The organism is Loktanella agnita (assembly GCF_046640325.1).
GTDB classification, from domain to species: domain Bacteria; phylum Pseudomonadota; class Alphaproteobacteria; order Rhodobacterales; family Rhodobacteraceae; genus Yoonia; species Yoonia agnita.
Genome location: NZ_JBJMBF010000011.1, coordinates 64115 through 85200, shown reverse-complemented (window position 1 = coordinate 85200; position 21086 = coordinate 64115). Strand labels below are relative to the sequence as shown.

General features: G+C 59.2%; 23 protein-coding genes. 4 read left to right on the top strand and 19 right to left on the bottom strand.

The features are described 5' to 3' along the window. Nucleotides 1–5: 5 nt before the first annotated feature. The 16 genes from ACJ5NV_RS13610 to ACJ5NV_RS13535 all read right to left on the bottom strand — a co-directional run bounded on the left by ACJ5NV_RS13610 (nt 6) and on the right by ACJ5NV_RS13535 (nt 16001). Nucleotides 6–1715, bottom strand: a complete 1710-nt coding sequence (locus tag ACJ5NV_RS13610; protein WP_411644521.1) for a hypothetical protein — start codon at nt 1713–1715, stop codon at nt 6–8. Continuing rightward, on the bottom strand, nt 1715–2773 hold the full coding sequence (locus ACJ5NV_RS13605) for a hypothetical protein (protein ID WP_411644519.1): 1059 nt from the start codon (nt 2771–2773) through the stop codon (nt 1715–1717). Before ACJ5NV_RS13605 ends, ACJ5NV_RS13610 begins: the two co-directional genes overlap by 1 nt. Continuing rightward, nucleotides 2770–4365, bottom strand: coding sequence for a hypothetical protein (locus ACJ5NV_RS13600; RefSeq protein WP_411644517.1), 1596 nt, complete (start codon nt 4363–4365; stop codon nt 2770–2772). The genes ACJ5NV_RS13605 and ACJ5NV_RS13600 overlap by 4 nt, the downstream gene beginning before the upstream one ends. A 32-nt stretch (nt 4366–4397) precedes the next feature. After that, entirely contained in the window at nt 4398–4862 is a 465-nt protein-coding gene (locus ACJ5NV_RS13595) for a hypothetical protein (RefSeq protein ID WP_411644515.1), read from the bottom strand. 28 nt (nt 4863–4890) lie between these two features. Next, nucleotides 4891–6897, bottom strand: coding sequence for a hypothetical protein (locus tag ACJ5NV_RS13590; protein WP_411644513.1), 2007 nt, complete (start codon nt 6895–6897; stop codon nt 4891–4893). Next, a complete protein-coding gene (locus ACJ5NV_RS13585; protein WP_411644512.1) occupies nt 6897–8444 on the bottom strand; it encodes a baseplate J/gp47 family protein in 1548 nt (515 codons plus the stop codon). The genes ACJ5NV_RS13590 and ACJ5NV_RS13585 overlap by 1 nt, the downstream gene beginning before the upstream one ends. Then, a complete protein-coding gene (locus ACJ5NV_RS13580) occupies nt 8441–8908 on the bottom strand; it encodes a hypothetical protein (protein ID WP_411644510.1) in 468 nt (155 codons plus the stop codon). Before ACJ5NV_RS13580 ends, ACJ5NV_RS13585 begins: the two co-directional genes overlap by 4 nt. 20 nt (nt 8909–8928) lie before the next feature. Continuing rightward, nucleotides 8929–9321, bottom strand: a complete 393-nt coding sequence (locus ACJ5NV_RS13575) for a PAAR domain-containing protein (RefSeq protein ID WP_411644508.1) — start codon at nt 9319–9321, stop codon at nt 8929–8931. Nucleotides 9322–9330: 9 nt separating this feature from the next. Further along, the gene (locus tag ACJ5NV_RS13570) at nt 9331–10050 is read right to left on the bottom strand and encodes a phage baseplate assembly protein V (protein ID WP_411644506.1); all 720 of its coding nucleotides are present in this window, start codon (nt 10048–10050) and stop codon (nt 9331–9333) included. Beyond that, nucleotides 10050–11015: a hypothetical protein gene (locus tag ACJ5NV_RS13565; protein ID WP_411644504.1), complete on the bottom strand. Its 966-nt coding sequence runs from the start codon at nt 11013–11015 to the stop codon at nt 10050–10052. The genes ACJ5NV_RS13570 and ACJ5NV_RS13565 overlap by 1 nt, the downstream gene beginning before the upstream one ends. Further along, nucleotides 11005–11613 (bottom strand): hypothetical protein, encoded by a 609-nt coding sequence (locus ACJ5NV_RS13560; protein WP_411644502.1) that lies wholly within the window; start codon nt 11611–11613, stop codon nt 11005–11007. The genes ACJ5NV_RS13565 and ACJ5NV_RS13560 overlap by 11 nt, the downstream gene beginning before the upstream one ends. 40 nt (nt 11614–11653) lie before the next feature. Then, complete coding sequence (locus tag ACJ5NV_RS13555) at nt 11654–12259, bottom strand: DNA circularization N-terminal domain-containing protein (protein WP_411644501.1); 606 nt, start codon at nt 12257–12259, stop codon at nt 11654–11656. A gap of 1 nt (nt 12260) precedes the next feature. Continuing rightward, nucleotides 12261–13274 carry a hypothetical protein gene (locus ACJ5NV_RS13550; RefSeq protein WP_411644499.1) on the bottom strand — a complete coding sequence of 338 codons (1014 nt, stop codon included), beginning with the start codon at nt 13272–13274 and terminating at the stop codon, nt 12261–12263. Further along, a complete protein-coding gene (locus ACJ5NV_RS13545; RefSeq protein ID WP_411644497.1) occupies nt 13264–14091 on the bottom strand; it encodes a hypothetical protein in 828 nt (275 codons plus the stop codon). The genes ACJ5NV_RS13550 and ACJ5NV_RS13545 overlap by 11 nt, the downstream gene beginning before the upstream one ends. After that, nucleotides 14091–14483: a hypothetical protein gene (locus ACJ5NV_RS13540; protein WP_411644495.1), complete on the bottom strand. Its 393-nt coding sequence runs from the start codon at nt 14481–14483 to the stop codon at nt 14091–14093. Before ACJ5NV_RS13540 ends, ACJ5NV_RS13545 begins: the two co-directional genes overlap by 1 nt. A 72-nt stretch (nt 14484–14555) precedes the next feature. Beyond that, nucleotides 14556–16001 (bottom strand): phage tail sheath subtilisin-like domain-containing protein, encoded by a 1446-nt coding sequence (locus ACJ5NV_RS13535; protein WP_411644493.1) that lies wholly within the window; start codon nt 15999–16001, stop codon nt 14556–14558. A gap of 481 nt (nt 16002–16482) precedes the next feature. Here ACJ5NV_RS13535 and ACJ5NV_RS13530 point away from each other — a divergent pair, with 481 nt between their 5' ends. Both ACJ5NV_RS13530 and ACJ5NV_RS13525 read left to right on the top strand, forming a co-directional pair. Continuing rightward, complete coding sequence (locus tag ACJ5NV_RS13530) at nt 16483–16728, top strand: hypothetical protein (RefSeq protein ID WP_411644492.1); 246 nt, start codon at nt 16483–16485, stop codon at nt 16726–16728. 131 nt (nt 16729–16859) lie between these two features. Beyond that, complete coding sequence (locus ACJ5NV_RS13525) at nt 16860–17210, top strand: phasin family protein (protein ID WP_411644490.1); 351 nt, start codon at nt 16860–16862, stop codon at nt 17208–17210. A 102-nt stretch (nt 17211–17312) separates the two neighbouring features. On the opposite strand, the gene ACJ5NV_RS13520 is transcribed toward ACJ5NV_RS13525, so the two are convergent. Both ACJ5NV_RS13520 and ACJ5NV_RS13515 read right to left on the bottom strand, forming a co-directional pair. After that, nucleotides 17313–18101: a Bax inhibitor-1/YccA family protein gene (locus ACJ5NV_RS13520; protein ID WP_411644489.1), complete on the bottom strand. Its 789-nt coding sequence runs from the start codon at nt 18099–18101 to the stop codon at nt 17313–17315. A 147-nt stretch (nt 18102–18248) separates the two neighbouring features. After that, the gene (locus ACJ5NV_RS13515) at nt 18249–18473 is read right to left on the bottom strand and encodes a DUF1127 domain-containing protein (protein WP_411644487.1); all 225 of its coding nucleotides are present in this window, start codon (nt 18471–18473) and stop codon (nt 18249–18251) included. Nucleotides 18474–18584: 111 nt separating this feature from the next. Here ACJ5NV_RS13515 and ACJ5NV_RS13510 point away from each other — a divergent pair, with 111 nt between their 5' ends. Beyond that, nucleotides 18585–19457 carry a LysR family transcriptional regulator gene (locus ACJ5NV_RS13510; RefSeq protein WP_411644485.1) on the top strand — a complete coding sequence of 291 codons (873 nt, stop codon included), beginning with the start codon at nt 18585–18587 and terminating at the stop codon, nt 19455–19457. On the opposite strand, the gene ACJ5NV_RS13505 is transcribed toward ACJ5NV_RS13510, so the two are convergent. Beyond that, nucleotides 19447–20406 carry an NADPH:quinone oxidoreductase family protein gene (locus ACJ5NV_RS13505; protein WP_411644483.1) on the bottom strand — a complete coding sequence of 320 codons (960 nt, stop codon included), beginning with the start codon at nt 20404–20406 and terminating at the stop codon, nt 19447–19449. The two genes, ACJ5NV_RS13510 and ACJ5NV_RS13505, sit on opposite strands and share 11 nt — an antisense overlap. A 271-nt stretch (nt 20407–20677) precedes the next feature. On the opposite strand from ACJ5NV_RS13505, the gene ACJ5NV_RS13500 reads away from it, so the two are divergent. Continuing rightward, the gene (locus ACJ5NV_RS13500) at nt 20678–21049 is read left to right on the top strand and encodes a helix-turn-helix domain-containing protein (protein WP_411644481.1); all 372 of its coding nucleotides are present in this window, start codon (nt 20678–20680) and stop codon (nt 21047–21049) included. Nucleotides 21050–21086 lie beyond the last annotated feature (37 nt).

Genomic DNA, 21086 nt, shown 5'->3' with positions numbered 1-21086 from the left:
GTGTATTAGCCGAGCGTTTCGGGCGCCGTGCTGCTGCTTATTTGCATATCTGACAGTGTAATCTGGCGGTTGCTGAAAAGCTGCACTTGCGCGGCGCTGGGCAAAGTTAGCACTAGGTCACTGGTGTCTTCGGGAAAGGTGATGGTCGTGGTGGTGGCACCGCTTTGTGCGGTGAGGGTTGCCGGGATACCTTGTGTAGTTTCACCAAGCTCGAACAGTAGTACTTTGGCCGGTTGCCCAAAGCGCCGCTGAGTCCAGCGGTCTGACCGGCCCAGATTGCACGACAAGGCTGGTGACAGATGCGCCCATGTTGCGGCGCACTCCAAAAGCGGGATCGGGCCGCTGGCATCACGCAGCACCAGTGCGAATTGCCGGTCCAGATCAGGGATGTCGACTGTGATCGGTGTTTCGAACGCGGCCCAATGGGCAAAGATCCCATCCCCGATAGGGTGCAGGTCCATCTGTCGCGGGCTGATATTGGCCTTGACGCTGCCACGGAGTTTGCCAGGGCCAGCGATATCGGCGTCGAAATCGGCAAGGTCGATTTGCAGCGTTTCTGCCTTGTCCGGCGGGTTGGAGAGACACAACCAGACGCCGGAAAACTGCCGTATCTGATCGCCGCTCCCCGGCAGATGAAACCGTTGCAGAAGTGAGGCGCGCGGAGGCAGGTGGATGCCCTGACAGTCCAGCAGGGTCGCGGGGGCTTTCAACCCTGTCAGTGCGGGTCCCTCGACATTTATATCGGCCCTCAGGTTGATGGTACCCGCGCCGCCAGCGGGCAGGTTGGGCACAAGGACCTCTGGCTGCCAAGGCGACAGCAGGGTTTCACCCGATGCATCCTCGTCTGCCAACCCTGTGGCAAGCTGTCTGCGTGTCAATCGCAGCTGCAAGCGCAGTACGCAATCGGTGCGGCTGCCGATAAGGAAGGTCGCGCTGTCTTCGCCCGCTTCAAATTTTTCGTTCAGGTAGTCTGACAGATCACTGCTTTGGGCGCTGTCATCAATCCCCAGCTTGCGCGGGACCTGATGCAGCACCCGGTCGTCATCGCGCGAGATGCTCAACCCTTCGCCCGTATTGGGCAAGATCGCGGTAATCCATGGCGCGGCGCTATGTGCATACAGCTGGTTGAGCGTCAGCTTGCTGACATGTCTTCCGATGAATGTACTGTTTGGTGTGACGAAAGACCCGGTGCCGACTGAGGACATGCTGACAGAAATATCGGTATCCGCTGTCAGAGTCAGTCGGTCGCGTCGGCCAACATTGCTGCTTCGGGTGAGCGCAGGCTGATACTGGCATATGATCCCGCCGATAAAAAGCGGGGGTGATAGCGGCAGCGCATGCGCCGCAGCGAATCCGGTTGGCCCCGGTTCGTTCTTTTCCAAGGTCAGCGGCAGCGCCATGTTCCGCCCGTAGGGGACCAGTGTCAGTTGCGTCGCGTTGTAGTGCCAGCCGCCTAAACCTGTCACGGTCAGTTCTGCACTGCCACCTGCGGGGACACGCAGGATGATGCCATCGTCGGCAAGTGCTGCGACAGCGATGGTCGCCTGTGTAGCTGCGGGCGCGGCGTTTGTCGCTGTTTGGGCCGCGACCAAATTTTGGTAAGTTTCAGCCGTCTGAAGGTCGTTGCGCCGGACAAGTTCCTTTTCCGCTTTCCTGCGTTTTTCGATCTGGTCGGCGGCCCGCATGGCTGGTGATAGAATTTTTTTCACAGCCATCAGTTTTCCCCGATATTCGTGGTTGTCAGCTGCCCAAGCGTGACCTTCGCCCGGTCCGCGCTGCGCACCAGATGCATCAACTGGCTGACCATCAGTTGGAACCGCAATTGTTGATCCGCGCGCATATCGGCAGGCAGTGTCAGTGTCGTGCCGTCCCAGACCGTGTCGAGCGTAAGCGCCGCGTGTCGTTCATCAAGATAGGCGGCGTTCAACCCGCCCAGCACGGCATCGCGCCGCAGCATCAGGACTGCGTGCAACACGGTGAGACCGTCCTGCAAACCGGCATTGCTTCCGGCGATTTGCGTGGCCAATGCGGTGATTTCATCACGCGGCACCCGCCCCAGATCGCCCAGCCGCACCATATCAAAGCTGGCCAACCGTTCGGCATTCTCTGGTCCGATGCCAAGGAAAAGCGCAAGTGGTAGCTGGTTGGAAGTCCCCTGAATGGTGGCCGTCATGACCCTGTCATCCACTGTCCCGTTGACTTCGGCCCGTGCGATATGCCCGCCTTCGGCAGGCAGCGGGCTGAGCGTTTGCACTCCTTCGAACACTGTCTGAAGCCGCCAGAGGCTGCGGTCAGACACAGTTTCGGGTGTGATCGAGACGATTTGCCCAAAGCGCCATTCCGCCGCGATCCGCCGCCCGCCCGCCCGCGTTTCGGCCATAGAGATCGGTGCGTTGCGCCCGGCATCCCGTGCGGTGCCCAGATAGCCAGTAATCACGGATAACAACAGATCTGCGCCTGTCACCGGGGCATCCGCAGGCTGACGCTCTGTGTTGTCCAGAACCACGTCGACAGGTCCGGCGAGTGCGATGTTCACCTCTGCCAGAAAGGGCAGGCGAATAACCTCGCCATCGGCCCGCGCGCCGATATCGGTTTCATGTTCCAGCGGTCCCAATGAGACGAAAACAGCGGCCCGCTCCGCGTCACCATTGCTAAAGGACACATCGCCGCCGACACCCCGGCAGGGTTGCGCAAACAGCTCCGTGCTGCTGGCAACATGTGTCACCTCTGCGGCCAGCATGTCCGCAAGGATACCGGGCAGGGCGCTGATCATGTGACCTGACCCAGTTCACCAAAGACCGCCAGATCGAAGCTGAGCTTGCTGAGCCGGTCAAATCGCACCGCGTCGCCGTCAAGGGCCGCAGCGCCAGTGAATTCAATATCCACATGCTGTGTCGCTTTCGCCCGGATATTGGCGCTGATCATTTTATATGTCCCGTGGGTGCGTGGGGTGACGGTCACCGCGTAGGAAGCATTCCGGTAGGGGGTGACAAAGCGGACCCGGACCCAGTGATCCTCTGGCGCGCCTCTTCTGAACTGCCGTGTCACCGACAGCACATTGCGGCCCCCGGACAGCGCGTAGCCGGTCCCGAACAGATGCGGATTATACAGGATATCGGGTAGCCAGCTCTTCCCGCCGCCCCAAAGCGGGCGGTCCGGGTCGAGAAAGCGTTTGTCGCCCTGAAATGCAAGGGTGAGCTGCGCTTTGACCTCGTTGGAAAGCTTGGCTTCGTCGGCATAGTCGTCATCTATCCCAAGGTTGAACAACATCAGACCGGCAGCTTCTGCCGCATCCGTTTGCGCGCCCGCGTTGGAGCCGCTGATATTGCGGTAATCTATCGCACCGCCATCGGTGTAAAAACTGTCCTGTCCGCCGAAACCGGCACTGACTGTGATCGCATCTGCGCTGCCAGCCGTGACAGGTCTGCCATCCGGATCGACGGTCGCGATCGTCATGCCCCGTTTTGCGGCTGATTTGCCGTTGCTGCTGGTCACGGTAAGCGCGGGTTGCGCCGCAGCGGTGGTGCTGCGCGCTGCTGGTTGTGTTGCGGCGGTCGCGGTACGGGCGGCTGGTTGTGCGGTTGACCGAGTTGCGGGCTCTTCCATCGGTGCCATGCGCATCATCATCGGCGCGATTGTACCTGCGCCGGTCGCTGGGAAATCCTGCGGCGCATCAAATTCTGCTTCTGTAAAACGGATCGCTCCGACGGCCATCAGATCGCTGGCCATGTCACTGGCCGCGATATTTAGCTCTCTTTCCATAAAGACCAGTTTCTCTGGCTGATCGAGCTTGAAATCAATCACGTCGATGGTCTTTTCCGGATCGATATTCGGGTTGAACCTGATCGGTTCGTCACGGTCGTTGATGCTGACCACTGGAATATCCCACCGCCATACAGTCGGGTCGTTGATCCCCTCGATGAGTGTTGGTCCGTCATCAATCGGGAATACATAGATCGGATTGCGCCAGATGACCTGCGACGCCGAAGAGGCCCCGCCGCCAACGCGCAAAAGCAAGGCGAGAACCTCTGGCGAGAGTTTATCCTGCGTGACAGCGGCGTCTATGATCGCGTCCGTCGTGACCGCATCATCGGCGATATGTGTGGCCCTGACCACGCCGTTTTCCAACACCCGTGCCGACACGGCCCCATCTGCGAGCTTTGGTTCGGTGACGGATTTGTCGGCCAGTTTGGCTGTAATGACGGAACCATCGACTAGCCCGTCAGCCGCGATCGGTGCGCCTTGGGCCCCGCCGGTGTGATCATGCCCGGCGAGCTGGTCAAGGATCAGCTGCTGCAACCGGTTGAGCGCGGCTGCGGACAGAAGCTCACCAATTTCGAATTCTTCGGGGATGTCGTCCGGCATCGTCTCTCTCCTTTTGGGGTTGGCCGGTGGCGTTATTCCATGGCCAGTCGGAAATTCACCGAAACGGATTGCCCATCGGCCATTTCGACCTGATTGGGCGTTGCGGCAAAGTTATAGAGGTCGCGGGTTTTGTCGCCGCTCTTTTCGCTGATGGCGACCATACCGCCGCCGATCACGACCTGACCTTGCTCCACATTGCCCCGGAAAGTGATGGTCAGTTCTTTGTCGACCATTTTTAGCGTGGGTTTTCCGGTCAGCTTGACCGGGACCACACCGGGCTGGTCGAGCGGTTTTTCGGCCATGGGGTCGAACTCTTTGTTGCCGAGGATCAGTTCATAATCCCCGATGACGCTGTCACCCTTGAGTAGCGACAAAAGCAGCATGCGCCCGCCGTCAAGAACCTGATTGTGATGTGCAAATGTGGCCGTGACATTGCCCGCATCATCAAGAAGCTGAAGGGTCATATGTCCGCGTGGGTGAATTGTTTCGGATGTCATTTGGTCTCTCCTTATGTGTTGCTGCCGTTTAGCCATTGCGCAGACGGCGGATTGTGATGCGGTCCTGCGGCTGCACCACGGAACGCAGTGTGATGGCACGGGTGCGCAGTGGCGGGTCGGTATCGGTCGGGCTGCGGATCTCCGCGCCGGGATCCAGCCCGATAGTGTCGCGCGGGTGGGCTACGGAACGCAGGCTGTCAGGCAGTCCGGCCGATAGTGTCATGCTATCGCGAGGGTGGCCCGTGCTGGTAAGGTCGTCCGGGCGCAGCTCTGCATCTGTGAGGGTCAGGGTGTCCTGCGGCCTGACGCTATCACGCGCATCAATGGGGATCTCTGGCAGGATTTCGATACTGTCGGTCGGTTTTGCCGTGGCCCGCAGGTCAGGCGGAAACCCGGCTGCGAATGTCATCGTATCGACCGGATGCGCGGCGCTGATCGCGGGCTCCACCTGAGCATCACTCGCGGTCAGCTCAATCCGGTCGGTTTGTGTTAAAGCAGAGGCCAGTGACAGGTCGCGCTGCTCTAGCATTTCGATGCTGTCAGAGGGGTGCACGCTGTCAGTTAAATATAGCGGGTCGTTCAGTTCCATTTGATCTGATGGGCGCAGCTTATCGCTGAAATGCATTTCAGTGATGTCTTGCAGGACGTCGTCAGCCGAAAACAGCAGGTTTTTCGCGATCCGCACGGTCCCCGCCAGTTTGAATCGTTCGATCATCTGGTCGCGCCAGATTGTGCGATGGCTTAGCGGTCCCCCGTGGTCAGCGGCAAGTGCGGTGTCGGGCATGACAACGGCAAATTCGCCGGGCCTGCGTCCGAACCAGCGGGCCGAAAGCGTGATGTCTGCGGTGCTGGGTACGGGTGCGAACTGCGCTTTGTGGATATCGGGATCAGACTCGTCATGCGCTGTGAGCGTGAGGATACGCCACTGCGACCGCCCCTCACCCAAAAAGGACGGAACTTGCAGTGGGCTGGTGTGGAGTGCCGTCGCGTCCTTGGGCACGCCGTGGCTTTGTGCGCCGGTGAAGTTCAGATCGCTCTTGCTGCGTAGCGTAAGGAGCGGCCCGATGGGTTTGTCCGTATTGGGCGCAGGGATCAGGTGATCATCTGCCGACAGTCCGAACCCGGCATAAAGCGCGTCCTTATTGCCCAGACAGGTCAGTTTGCTCAGCGATGTGCTGCCCGTTTCAAGGTGGTTCCAGATCATGTCTCGGACGCTGAAATCTAACGTGGCACCGGGGGCGAGCACCCGGTTGACGATGATCGCCTGCGCTTGTCCAGTTTGGACCAATGCGAACGGCCCAAAAGGAGCGGCACCTGCGGTGATACTAAACGTCGGATCAGGCCAGAGCAGCGGATCGCTGTCCTCTAGCCCGGCAAGGTTTTCACTGGCTGGGTTATCCAGCGCGAACCGATAGTGATCGCCGGGCAGCGGGCTGATTTCAGCATCATAGCGCCGCAAGGGCGCGTCGATCACATCAACAGGGAAAAGCCCGCCCGTTGTGGGTTTCACAAAATATTGCCGGGTTTGGCCGGGATCTGTACGCCCTTGCAGAGTCTGGCTTTGGATTTGACCCTGCGCGTCCTTTTGGGTGAGCACAAAGCGATAATCGGTTTCAGGCGGGACCGCCTGCGCGATGCTGCCGCTTGCCAGCGCGTGACCGTTGCCTGCCAATGCGGCGAGCGCCAGCAGTCGGTCAGCAGTGGCGGCCCCGCGCATGGCAAGGGCTGCAACCCGGCCTAGCCGGATGCGAAATGTTTCGGTGTCATCTTCGGGCCAGGGGGCCTGATCATGCAGCGCGCCTAGCAGCTTGCCATCGCTGAGGTCATTGAAGAATTCCAACGCGCGCGACCGCTGCACTGCTTCAAGCTCGCTTAGGCTACGGCGCAGCGTATCGCGAGCCGCGCGGGTGAGGCTGGCCATGGCATCCCCGTGGCGCGATAAAGCCCGGCGATAGGGATCGGGCAGGTAACGATCCACCAGCCCGAACTGCCCCGCCGGAGCCATATCAATGATGCGTTCGGCGTCCAGAGCCATCAGGCGGGATCCTCCCATGTGAAGGATACGATGGGGTCAGCCAGACGCAGGATGGCATTTTGCGGGATGCTAAGCTGTTGCGTTCCATCCGAAGTCAGATTTTGCAGTGACCCTTCACCCGTTTCCAACGCGGTGAGGCTGAAATTTGTCAGGGTGATCTGATCTGTCAGCACGGTCATGGTCTGATCCGCGGCAAGCGCTGTCACAGTCTCGGCCAGTGTCAGCACAGCGTTCGGCTTGCTGGTGTCGATGGCTTCCAGATAGGTGCCAAGGCTTTGGCGTAATTCGGTGGTGAACTGGTCGATGACCGGCCCGGTCGGCTCTGTGATATCTGCCGTCAGCTGCACGCCGATCAGAAGTGTGGGCCGGTCTTCCAGCGTGACGATCAGGCTGTTTGTCTCTTGCCCCGGTACCAACCGCTGTGTTTCGCGGATGCTGACATCGCCGGGTGCAATGGTTTGCGTGTCTATCGTGCTGATCAGGGTAAAAGATGACTGATCAATCAGGATATCGCCCAGGTTTTCGACCGACATCAGCGCGGCCAGTAGCCGGTTCCATTGCAGCCCGTCGCCGATATCCAGCTTGTCCACTGTTTCGGTAATCAACGCCTCGCAATTGCGCACCAGTTCTAGCGCTTGGCTGTTTGACAGGGTCGCGCTGGCGGGCCGTATGACCAGCGTGCCGCCGATTTCGACGTTTTGCGTGCTGGCCAGCCGGGCAATGATGCCGGGGCCCTTTGCACGTGCAATGGCCTGTTTGACCTGCTCCATATCCTTGGGGTCGCCATCAAGGATGATCTCAATTTCGCCGGGGCGTAGCGGCACGCCTTCCAGCGGATCGCCCGCGTCGCGCAAGCGGACGCCATTGACGCCTTCAATTTCCATCAGGGCCTGCTCAAGCGCTTTTTCCGTGCCGCCGCCCGCCGATGCAATGGCCATGCGGGCGCGCTTGCGCAGCTGTTCATCGGTTTCATTGGTGCCCAGCCGCACCGAAGGGCCGACAAGCGACAGGCTGGCGATGCCCGCGATGGGGGCGACAAATGTCGCATTGTTGAGCGTGACATCATCGCCGTTCACCGACAGATCAGCATCTGGATCATCGGGATCAGGCAGCGCGCGCAAGGCGACCTCAATGGTGTTTTCGCCTGCGCGCAGTTCATCGCCGTCAAGCACCGCATAGGACACGCGCGACGCATCCGCCCGTTCGACAGTAACCACGGCACCAGCGGGGATGATCACCCTGGCAGAGACCCGGTTGTCCCGTTCAAAGCGCATTTCCACGATATCCGTTTCGCCCGACAGCCGGGTCAACCCAATCAGCGCGACAAGTTGGTCCAGTGAACTGCCCGTTGCGGTCTCCAGAAAGCCAGCCTCATACACCGCGTTCATGCGGGCATAGAGTTCTGCGAATTCGCGCGATGTTGCTTCGACCAGTGTGCGGGTGACCGAACCGGGGGCGGTGTCGGTCAGGATGCCCTGCGCGCTGAGCGTGCCTAACATGTGATCGACCACCTCTTGATAGGTTCTGCGGGCGAATTCAGGGGTCATGATGCCAGCGCTCCGATATCGTTCAGGTCAGCGCCGCTGATCAACGCGGCAAGCGGAAAGATCAGGGTGCCCGCCGGATCAAGCGTGATCTGTGCGTCCAGCGCGCCAGGGTCGGCGGCGTTGCGGCGGATCGTGACATCGCGCAGGCGAAAACGGGGATCGTCGCGCAGCGCTTCGCGGATATAGGCGCGGGCGCGGTTGCTGGTCTGTTCGGTCAGGTTTTCGCCGATTAGCAAATGCAGCCGTGATCCAAAGCGCGGGTGCCCCAGTTGCGCCAGCGTACCGCGCGGAATGGCAAGCGCCAGCCACGCAGCCTGACCGATAGCATCAATATCGCGCTGTGTATCAAGGTCCCAGCCGGTCTCTGTGGCGCGCCGGTCCAGCGCCAGCACGGCATCGGCCCGGCGGGCCGGTTGCAGCCGCAGGTCGGACAATGTGTCATGTGCCAGTTCAGAACGCAACATGGTCTTTCCTTCTTGTCTTTCTAGCCGATCATCACGGTGCCAATGGCAACAACAGTGCCGACGGGCAGGTCAGACGGATCATTGCAGGTCATGGCGGTATCGCCGCTGCGGGTAGCGGGTTTGCCGTTGATCATCACAGTGCCACTGCCCATCAGCACCTCACCTTTGTTGGATGGCGGCGATTGAAACGGTCCGCCCTGTGGGATGTGAGGCGGTGTGTTGCTGGCGGTTGACCCTTGTACGGCGGCGGGCATGCCCATGATGTTCACATCGCTTGACAGCCCATCGTCGATAATCCCCGCAAACGGATGCGGCAGGGGTGTTGGCACGGGGCTGGGCGCGGCCGGGATCATCACGATATGGATGTCCGTTCCCACGATCTGATCGCCTTGTTTTGCGCCGGGTTGTCCCATTCTTTTCTCTCAGTTCAGGTTAATGACAGAGCCTTTGATATCCATCGTGCTTGATGCCGTGATTTCAGTCGCGGCCCCGGCCTCAAGCACGGCATTGCCGCCGGCCTTGAGGGTCAGGTCGCTTGCGGCCTCGATCACCAGAGCGCCATCGCCTTTCAGGGTAATGTCGCCACTCTCGGTGAGTGTCAGCGTGCCACCGCTGGTTTTCAGTGTCGCTTCGCCTGCATCAGCGTCCAGTGTCATGGTCATGTCGTCCAGCGTGGCCGAGATTGTCTTGTCGGTCATTTGCAGCACAGGCCCAGAGGGCAGGCTGACCGACCAGTCACGCGATCCGTTCTGCCCAGCGGTGTGCCGCGTGTCGATCCGCGCATCATCCGCCCCGTCATGGGGCAGCCGGGTCAGCATTTCGCCCGCAGCGATTTCAGGCGCGGTGACGGTTTCGGAAAAGACCAGCCCGGCGATCACAGGTTGATCAGGGTCACCACCTATAAAGTTCAGCACGACCACATCGCCTGCAACGGGCGGGGCAACATGCCCCAGATATGCGGTGGTCAGGGGCACCTTTTCATAAATCGCCTCTGTGCCTTGCAACCGCACATCACAAGCGTATTGGGTCATGCCCGCCGCATCCGGCTGGTGCACCGTGTCGATCACCCCAAAGGCGCTGGGCATATGCCCGCGTAGTTCAGACTGCACCACCTGTCGGATGAGGGTCACAAGATCGAGCATCACGCGGCCTCCAGATCGGAAAAATGGTAATGGCCAAGCAATCCGTTTTGCGCGGAAAAGCTGACTGCAAGTGTTTCAAGCCGCGCCATCCGGATCGGAAGGCCGTTGTCGCCGGGCAATAGCACGACATCACCGGGTGACAGATCTTCGGGCAATGGCGTGGTCAGGCAAAGCCCGCTGATCGTGGCCGCCTGCCGTTGTTTGGCGGCCAGTTGTGCCTGGGTGGCGTCCACCAGCGTGCGGATCGCTGCAACGCGAGTGGTTGCGGGCGCATCGGCGGAGCCCGCTGAAATCAGGGATGTATCGGCCAATGGCAGCGTGCTGGCACCGGGGCCGACACTGCCCAATGCGCCTGCGCCAACCATCCGGTTTGCGGGCGGTATATGGCTGTTTTCAGCGTCTTCGCTGACCAGCGCGGCCCGGTTCAACGCGGGTGGCGCGCCGGGTATGGGCAGGTTGATCGCCAAGGCGCCAAGCGCCCCGCTGGTATCGCTGGTCAGGGCAAGCCCGGACATATGGGCCAGCCGCATCGCGTGGTCCAGCATGGTCCGGTCGGATCGCAGCACCATATGCGGGATCGTCGCGCCGGGTAAAATCATGCCTGTTTGCACCTCTGCGATGCTGCACAGGTCAGAGATCATCTGCCCCGCGGTTGTGTTAGCATAGCTTTTGGCGGCCATGGTTTGCATCAGCGCGGCGGCGGGTTCCAAAATGCTGATGCGGGTGGCATCAAGGCCGACCCCGCGCCAGGCAATTGTTCCGCCTAACAGGGTAAGTGACGTATCACCTTGCACCACCCCAAGGCTGACCGCTGCCCCCGGATCGGGGGCCGTGACGCCGCGCGGCAAGTCCAGCGTGGCCCTGCCCACAGGGTGGGCAAGCCCCCGGTCCAGCCGCATGGAGCGGACCGGAACCGGGTCGCTGGCGCCGTCAAACGCCAGAGTTATGGTGACCTTAGCGGTCACCGACGCCGACCTGACCGACGGTCAGTGCTGTGTTCAGCATCTCGATGGATGCGGTCGCATAGGCGGCAAAAACTGCATAGGCCCCGCCCGCAGCAACAGCGGCCCCGATGGCGCGCAGCGGCCCTAGCGCGTCATCCACATCGACGCTGCTGTTGGCGGCTGCATTGATCACGCCTTCGATTGCGGGGATAAATCCGAAATTCGGATCGGTGCGCGCGCCCTGTGCCGGTTCGTTCAATTCGTTGAACGCATCGACACGATCCTGCACCCCAAGTTCATCATTCAGCTGCGCGGCATCGTTCAGCACCTTCTGAATGGCATCGGTGGCAGATTTGATCGCGTCGTTGATCGAACCACCTTGTAGCCCGTCGAAAAGCCGGTCAATCGCGTCTTCCAGATTGTCGGTGACGGTCAGTGCCGCCATCGCCGCGTCGATACCTGCGGCATGGGCCACCGGGTCGGGCACATCTGTTGTGGGCCAGATAAGCGTGTGGGCGAAACTGTCACCGGTGATGACGATATTCAATTCGTCCAATGCGTTGGAAATCGCTTGTGTGCGCGTGTCCAGCAGATTGAAAAGTTCGGTTCCTGTAGGCATGGTTCAATTCCTTTTTTATAACAACCAGTGTCGAAATGCTTTATTTTGCAGAGGATGCGACTGCGCCCATCGCGCTGAGCAGGGGTTCAAGTTCCAGTGCGCCGTCGATCAGCCCTTTTGCGTCCTCCAGTACGTCCATTGCCTTGTTTACTGCATCAAGCGCCCCTTGCGCGGTTCCCAATGCGTCGGCAAAGCCACCCGCCGCCTCAAGCGCGTTCGCAAGGTTGAGGTCGTCGAGATCCTGTAGAAATTCCGCCGAGAATCCGCCGATCGTCGGTTCGGGTGGCGGTACGTAGCGGCGGAGTGTCATTGCGTAGAGATAGCCGCCGTTTAGGTGTCCGGATTGCACCACGTCCAGCCGTTCGAGTAGGGTTTGTTCGACCTCTGTCGCGACGGACGCGCTGGAGACGAAATCCAGTGGTGTGCCGTCGCCGAACGCGCTGCGCAACTCTTCTAGTCGTTGGCCTGCGCTTTCTCCGTGGGCGATGCCGCGGATGCGGATTTCGGCGGCACCTTCGCCCAGGTCCTGCACCAGATCACCATCCCAGCCCGGTATCGCATGGGCGGCCAGTTTGCGGGTCTGCGTGATCTCGATGTCGAGCACCTTGTCCAGTTCCAGTTCGCCAATGAGAACGGTTTCCTGCATGTCAGATACCTCCGTCCGGGATCAGCCCGTGCCGTCGCAGATCGTCGGCAAGGATGCGCGTCAGGGTCGCACGCAACTGTTCTTCATCTGCGAAAGCATCTGTTTTCAAAGTGTTTTCTTGTGAGGTAGGGGCGGTGTTGAGCGGGGTGTTCTGCCGTGGAAGTTCCTGGTCGAGTGCCGCAAGGGCGGATTTGACCCTCGAAACCGGAGCGCCTGATGTTGCCTTGTTCCGGTCCGTTAATACGGGCTGGTCCGATTGCGCCGGGGCTGGGCTGTAAGCTGTTATCGGGTCCATGCCAGTGAGCGCGGCGCGTGAAATTGATGTTGCATTTTCCGATGGCGCGCTATGCGTCACGAGCTGTACGGGAGCGTCGGCAGGGGGGCTGCGGCGGCGGCTGGCTTGTACGAACAGGGCCTGCAAAACGCGTGCGGCGGGCGTGATTATTCTGGTCGGTTGGATGGCGTTCTGGCCGTGTCCTGCGGGGCCTGAAACAGGTGTTTTTAGCGATCGGACTTCCGTCGGACTTCCGTCGGACTTTTGCGGGCGATCTGCAATCGAGGCGGATGGATTCGGAGCTATGACATCACTGCGCGCGGATGTGTCTGTCGCTTCTCTATTTGTGACGAGCCGCAGCATCGGGGCGGGTTGTGATGGGCCTTGCGGTGCCGGGGCAGCACTGATCGGGTGCGGGATCGCGGCGCGTAAAGGTGCAAGCGCTGTCTGTTCTGCGGTCGGTCCGGCGTTGGGCCGCAAGGTGCTGTTGTCAGCATGTTGTGAGGCACGCCGGGATGCTGTTGTTTGTGGCGCGCTTTGATGCGCGGCCTCAACCAAATGCGCGGGGGCGGTTGGGAAACTGGTATGCGGCCCTAGATCCGTGGCGCTGTTGTCCTGTGTTGCGGCGGCGTGCGCGCGGCGGGCCTGACCACGGCTGATCATTGGGGCCAATTGGTCAAGGCTGGTGCCCAATCGTTGCCCAAGACGGGCGCGTATATGCATTACGAAATCAGTCATCATGCACCACGATCCGTGTTGTTCTGTCGTCATCGACAGGCTGGGCCGGGGCGGGCAGGGTGGCTTGGGTCGCCTGCAACAGGCCAGCGGCCACGTTCAAGCGCCGTGCAGTATTGGCGGGCAGGGCCAACGCCTCTGCCGGGGTCAGCCCAAAGCGCAGGCAGAGCGATGCAAGTTCAAGGTCCGGATGCGACTGCCCGGCCTGTGCGAAGGCTGCGATTTCTGCGGCGGGTGCTGTGTCTGAAAGTTGGCGGGCCGCGTTTACCAAGGTTTCGCCCAAGGGAAGCGGCAGCGCCATCAGATCGGCGTGGCTGGGGCGTTGATCGCCGCTGAGCGAGGTCGCTACCAGCGCGACCTCATACGCTGAGGCGTCGATTTCGGGCTGCCCGTGGGCAAGCCCGATATGGCGCGACAGGCAGGCGTTGCGTTCACCAAAGGAAAGCGGGCGCAGATCATAGGCTCCGACGGTGGTGGTGATCGTCACCCCGCCTGTCGCGGCATGATCTGTTTGTTGGATATCCAGCCGGGTGCTGAGGTCCGCAAGCGCTTTGCTCCCTTCCGCAACCAGATCATCGGCCAAATCGGCAGGCAAGGTATCAATCGGGCCAAGGGGGGCGGCTTTTCCGTCCAGTTCCTTTTGGACAGAGCCCGCGACCCAGAGCCGCAGCAGTTGGCCCACATCTGCCTGATCGGTGCTGCCCGTACTGCGCGCAGATCTGTCAAGGATCGTTAACCATTGCCCCCAGCTTGGCAGCGAGATGCGATAGGTCACGCCGTCGCGGCTGAACAGCCGGGGCTGGATATCGCCAGGGGCCGTCATCAGCCCGCTGTCTCGCGTGTTGCGGAGAAGTCATAAAGCGTTTCAGCCGCGCCGCCGACACCCATCGCAAAGCGCTTGCCGTGGGCATAGCATTCTTGCAGCGAGATGACATTTTCGACCTCGCCATCCGGGCCGTCGAAATTGGTCGATATGACGATCTGAAAGCTTTGGTTGCTGGCGAATTTCTCTTCCACCGCATCGAGGGCTGATTTTGCCTTGATCACACCGGTCACACGGGTGGTGCCGAAGATGACGCCGATCCGTTCCGCTTCGCCAATGGCGGCGATGTCAGAGGTCGGGCGGTCGGTGACAAAGCTGATATCCTGCAAGCCTTCCATCGGCTCGCCGTCGATCAGCACCTTGGATCGGTTGGCGCTAAGTATCTTGGGCATGGGCAATCCTTTCCTGTGCGCCGCAGGTCATGCGGCGTTGGTCTGTGAAATCTGTTGGGGCCTTGGCCTTGTTTAGAAGGCTTTCACGTTCAAAGTGGCGTAGATGTAATCAATCGCCCGGACCGGACGCACCGCGATGTTGATCCGGACAATTCCGGCAGCGGCTTCGGCGTTGGTGGCTGTCACCGCGACCTCGTATGGTGGGGACAGACCGTCGGCGGATGGCACCAGCGCGCCTTCGCGGAACATGGCATTGAATGCCTCATCTATCCGCTGTCGCAGGGCCGAGCGTTGGGCCTGATTGTTCAGCAGTCCGACATAGTCGATGGCGATATTCTGGACCGTGCGCACAGCCCGGTCGGCGGTACGTTGCACGTTCACCTGTTCCTGACTGGTGGCGATGCCCTTGATCACGGCAACACCTTTGCGGGGGAGCTTGTCCACCGGCAAAAGCCCCGCGCGCAGCAGTGCCCGCAGGTCCCCATCGGTAAAATCAAAATTCGGCGCAACGATGCCACGCAGGGTTTTATAGGTCGGAGAGCGGAAATATTGCTGGCCCGAAATCAGCCCCGCAACCGCGCCGACGGTGCCATGCGGTGCCGTCAGCACAAACCGATCCGAAGTCAGGACAGAGGCCATTGATTTGGCCGCCTCGATATTCGGGCGGGACGTTCCATGGGGGACGATCTGGCCAAAGCCGATGCGGTTCTGTGCCTTGCGGCTCATCGCTTCGCAATGGGATATGATGGTGGAATAAAGCTCTGTCGCGGTTACGGTGGAGGTAATGTTGTTGGAGGCGATCACCATGTCGATCTGTGGTTGGGTTTCCAGCCGTTCCAGCGCGTCGCGGTATTCGGCGACGGTGGCTTCACGACCGCCGGAGAGCAGGGTGGCCGCTGCCGTGGGATTGGTGTTTTGCGGGTTGGCTGAACCACCCCCGGCGATAAAGGCAGGCATGACAGCGGGCAGGCGGATCAGCCCGCTTTCGGCATTGATGACCGACATGAAGAAACGCGCGTCGCCAGAGGCGGTGGACAGATTGCGGAAGGTTTCGGCGGGTTTGTCATTCTGCGCCGCCTCGGCTGAGGTGAAGACAAAGACATCAACGGCCCGTGCCGCCCCGGTGCCCTTGGCCAGAAAGCGCACCCGCAGGTCATTGCCCCAGGTGCCCGCAGCCCGCGCCCTGACCGATATCTGGTCAACGCGGGTGTCATCCGCTGCGCTGGTCAGGCTGATCGGGACTGTGACATTTGCCGCAAGCCCCGCGCTTTGTGGAAGGGCGGAAACAACGACGGCGCGCAGCCCGTTGGCAAAGGCAAGCTCTACCTCGGGCATAGAGGTGAGCGACCCGGCGCCAAAAAGATCACGAAATTCCGAAAGCGAGCTGAGTTCGCGTAGTGGCTGATTTGCATTGTCCGTCTCGCAGCATCCCACGATGCCAAGCGTGCCAGCCGCAGCCAGACCTCGTGGGACAAGTTCCTTTACCACCGTGATTTCAACGCCGGGAATTGTCAGCATGACAAATACCTTTCTCAAAATGTAATGCCGCAGAGTAAAGCGCGGCAGAGTGAAAACTGTTGTTCAATTGTTAAAACTGTGCGGCAGGAGGCGCAGTTTCGTATAGTCGGGATTTCCTTACCCTTATTGGATTGGGTTATGAGGCTATATAAATGCAATTAAAACAGCCTGTTATGTGGGTATTTCCCGTTGTCCCGGTTTTGCGCCTTGATGGTAAAATGATAAATAGGGGCGTTATTTTCATGGTGCCGGATGATGGTCGGCGTGCCCTGCGGGGTGGTCGCGCGATGCCTGACGACGCTCATAGGCGGCGGTGTGGTGACGTCCTATTGTCGTTTGCCGTCGTATTTCGTTCCTGTCTCGTCAATGATCACGTTTCACAGTTTTATTTTGCAGATTTTCGACATTCTATTGTTACGCTTGCATTGGATAGTCCCGGCAGCTGTGCTATTAATTCAACCATCGGCATAGGGGGGATGAGATGAATCAACTTCATTTCAAAGAGCCGTCTGATCGGGATTTCGTTCCGGGCTTGCGGTACGACCGTCAATCGCGCGAGCGCGCGATTCATATTGATGACGACCTGCCAGCATTGGGGCCAGACCCGAAAGCCAGCCTTGAAATTTTCGTGGATCTTGGCCTGTCTGACGATGAGATTGCGACGTATTTCGGTGTGCAGCCGAGGATGATTTCGTCGCTGCGTAAGATTTGGGATATTCGTTTCTAAGGTCTTGGCCATGATCCGGGGGGCCGTGGGAGGGATTCGTGCGCCCCGGCGACAGTATTGATCGAGATCAACTTCTCGACGCGCGGATTTGTTAGGATTGCGCAATCGCACTTGTGTCATTGGAGGACACCATGCCAACGAAAACCGAAAGCACTGCACGTGAAACGACCCCGTCGTCATCAAATCAGGACGACGCGATATCGCAGCTCGCCGCCCTGTCCTGGATGGGGAGCACCTGGGTTGAAGCCATATCGGAAATGGGAAGCGAAGTGGCACGTTTCGTCGCGGAGCGGATCAGCGAGGACGTCAAGGCACAGCATGCCTTGTTGCACTGCAAATCCCTGAGCGAGATGCACGCGGTCCAAGCCGCTTTCTTGGAGCGTGCCTACGATCAGTACACAGCCGAAACAGATAAATTACTAGAGAGGGGCGGTGCGATTTTGCCACCGTTTTTGGCGACAACAAAGCATACGCCTGTTTGACGCGCGCGAGGGGCGTGGGTCGCAATTCACCCGCTGCCGCGCGCGCATAAAAAAACCCGCCCAAGCCGAAAGCTGGGCGGGTTTTTTGTTCGTTTTGATCGCTTATTCGCGGTTGCCGAACAATTGCAGCAGGAAGATGAACATGTTGATAAAGTCGAGATACAGGTTCAACGCACCCATGATCGCCGCTTTGCCCAACCATTCGCTATCACCATGCGCTGCATGTGCGATGTAGTCGTTTTTGATCTTTTGCGTGTCATAGGCGGTCAGCCCCGCGAAGATCAGCACGCCGATGGCGGAGATCGCGAACATAAGAGCCTCTGACTGCATGAAGATGTTGACGATCGACGCGATGATCAGACCCACAACACCCATGATCAGGAAGGAGCCCCAAGCCGAGATGTCTTTCTTGGTGGTGTACCCCCAGAGCGACAGGCTGGCAAAAGAGATGGCCGTGATCAGGAAGATCTGGATGATCGAGAACCCGGTGTAGACCAGAAAGATCGAGCTGAGCGACAGGCCCATCACTGCTGCGAAAGCGTAGAATACAAGCTGCGCTGTCGCGGCGGACATCCGGTTGATCATCGCGCTTAGGCCAAAGACAAAGGCCAGCGGCGCGAACATGATCACCCATTTCAGGGGCGAGCCATAGATCAGCGTACCAAAGCTGGTCAGCAATGTACCGTTGCCAAGCTGTGCGGCGGCATTGCTTGGGTCCGTGGTTGTTGCCAGACCGGAAATTGCCCAAGCAGCGAGCGCTGTGATCAGCATGCCGATGGACATGGTGCCATAGACTTTGTTCATATGGGCGCGCAGACCCACATCAATCTGCTGGGTTTGAGTACCGGCACCAGCGCCGGGAGCAGTTTTTGCCCAATCGTATTGCGACATTCAGACCTCCAAGAATATGCAACGCCTGAGACGGCGGATTAGGTTACATATTGGCACATAACAGCACAAATTCAAGCATCCGCTAGGTGTATTTGACGCATTGCGGATGCTTTGGGCGGGAATGTCGCAACAGTGCAGACCGAATATTCATCTGCGCCAAGTGTCAGGCACATCCCACAGGGGTTTCTGCGCTTCTTTTTGCGCCTCTGCGTAGCTGATTCCGATGTCGCGCAGCAAATGATCCTCCATCTCACGCAGGGATCGGCGCTGATGCACGGTGGCCAAAATCATACGCAGCTTGGTCAATAGACTGGTGTGTTGTGACTTCGCTGTGTGCGGCTGACATTCGGACGATAATACAGAAGACATCATATTTCCCTTCGTGATGTTTTGTGTCGTTTTGATCTATTCCCTTGATGGGTACCTTTTTGCCTGCCATAATGAAAATGAATATTTGGAAATATCATCATCAGGAATATTGATATGTCGCGAAATCTGGATCTGACGGCCTTACGCTCTTTCGTTGCAGTGGCGGATACCGGGGGCGTTACCAAAGCCGCCGGGTTGCTGAACCTGACCCAATCGGCTGTGTCCATGCAGTTGAAACGGTTGGAAGAATCATTGAATGCTGGTTTGCTGGACCGCTCTGCCCGTACCATCGGCCTGACCCCGCAGGGGGAGCAGTTGCTGAGCTATGCACGGCGCATCCTGATCCTGAATGATGAGGTCTATGGCAAGCTGACCGCGACTGAGTTTGAAGGTGAGGTCACCCTTGGGGTGCCGCATGACATCATCTACCCGGTCATCCCAGAGGTGCTGCGCCGGTTCGCAGCAGCCTATCCTCGCGTCCGGGTGCATCTGGTGTCGTCATTCACCCGCCGGCTGATGGATGATTTCAGCCGGGGTGAAGTTGATGTGATGTTAACGACCGAGGATAGCGTCGGGACGGGTGGCACGACTTTAACCAAAATCCCCTTGGTCTGGATCGGCGCACCCGGCGGTCAGGCATGGAAGCAGCGCCCGCTGCGGTTGGCGTATGAGCAGCGCTGCATCTTTCGCCAGTTCGTGCAGCGCCGTCTGGATGAGGTGGGAATCCCTTGGGACATGGTTGTCGATAGCAATTCTTCCCGCACGGTGGAGGCGACGGTCAGCGCCGATCTGGCGGTGCATACGATGCTGGAAGGTACAGAGCCGCAGCATCTGGAACGCATTTCTCATGGTGGGCAATTGCCCACGCTGCGCGACATGAATGTGAATATCTACCATGCGCAGATCAAGGATGGGCCAGTTGTCAGCGACCTTTGCGACTTTATCCAGGATGGGTTCTACAAGCTGAAAGCCCCCGCTATGGCGTAACGACGATTTTCCCGGTCGCCTTGCGGCTGCGCAGCATGTCCAGTGCCTCGACCGCGTTTTCTAATTTGAAAACGTAGCTGATATGCGGTTTCAGTTTACCCTGCCGGTACCATTCCATCAATTCTGACAGACTGCGGGTCAGAAGATCCGGGGCGAATTCCAGATAGCCGCCCCAGTAGAAACCGATGACGGTGATGTTTTTGACCATAATGATATTGGCCGGAACCGGAGGGACCTGACCGCTGGCAAAGCCAATGACGATAATACGCGCCTCGCGGTTGCACGCCCGTAATGCGGCGTTGAACTGATCGCCGCCCACCGGATCATAGACCACATCGGCCCCGCCCAGCGCCTTGACAGCCGCGCGGATATCTTCGGTTTCGCTATTAATCAGGTGATCTGCGCCAGCGGCCTTTGCCACGGCCAGTTTGTCAGCCCCGCGCGCCACGGCAATGACTGTCGCCCCCAGTGCTTTGCCGATTTCGACAGCAGTCAGCCCGACTCCGCCAGAGGCGCCAAGGACAAGCAATGTTTCGCCCGTTTGCAACCGCGCGCGATGGGTCAGCGCCAGATGCGATGTGCCATAGGCAACCATAAAGCCCGCCGCGACGTCTGAGGGCATTTCTGCTGGCACCGGCTGGCAAAGCGTGGCCGGAAAGGCTGCCTTTTCTGCAAGCCCGCCTTGGCCGCCGAATACGGCAACGCGGGTGCCGATGGCGGGAACGCTTACGCCGGGCCCGTGGGCGATGACGGTGCCGCATACCTCCATCCCCAGTATGAAAGGGGGCTTTGGTGTGGCCTGATATGTGCCTTTGGCCATGAGCAGATCCGCGAAATTCAGGCCGCACGCCTCAACCGAAAGAATGACCTGCCCCGTTTTTGCAACGGGATTAGGAATAATCTCAACCTTTGGCGCGTTAGTATGAGAGGAGAGGAGTAGCGCACGCATCTGTTAATTGTCCTGTCGGGGTCGAATCTTATTCACCTTTACCATCACATCGGGGCGGTTGGCGGAAAAAGGTTAATATTTGACCGCTCGGAAAAAAATTAGGGCAGGGAACCTGTCTTTAAGGTAAGGTCAGATACTGCAACCGTTGCGTGTTCTATTCTAATGGTGTCATGGACGTCTGATAGTGCGGGGTGTCCGGAATTTTGTGACGGTACGCTGCACTTGGCCTGGGTTGTTTTGTTCAGGTTCAGTCAAACTAAGGAAGTATAATATGAAACATCCGGTCGACGTACATGTAGGTAAGCGTATTCGTCATCGCCGTTGGATGAGTGGAACGACGCAGCAGCAGCTTGCGGAGAATGTTGGTATCAAATTTCAGCAAATTCAGAAATATGAAACAGGTATGAACCGCGTCAGCGCGTCACGTCTGTGGGACATTGCGAAAGTATTGAATGTTCCTGTCTCCTTCTTTTTCGAAGGTCTGGATGCACAGCCTGCGGCCAATGCTGCAGATGGGGATATGCCCGGGGATATCCTGACGGATAAGGAAGCGCTGGAGTTGCTCCGGTCTTACTATGCCATCCCTGAAAATCAGCGTCGTCGTTTGTTCGACCTCGCACGTGTGCTCAGCGAAGCAGCTTGATGCACACTTGACCCTATGGACTGCACCGCGTTACCCG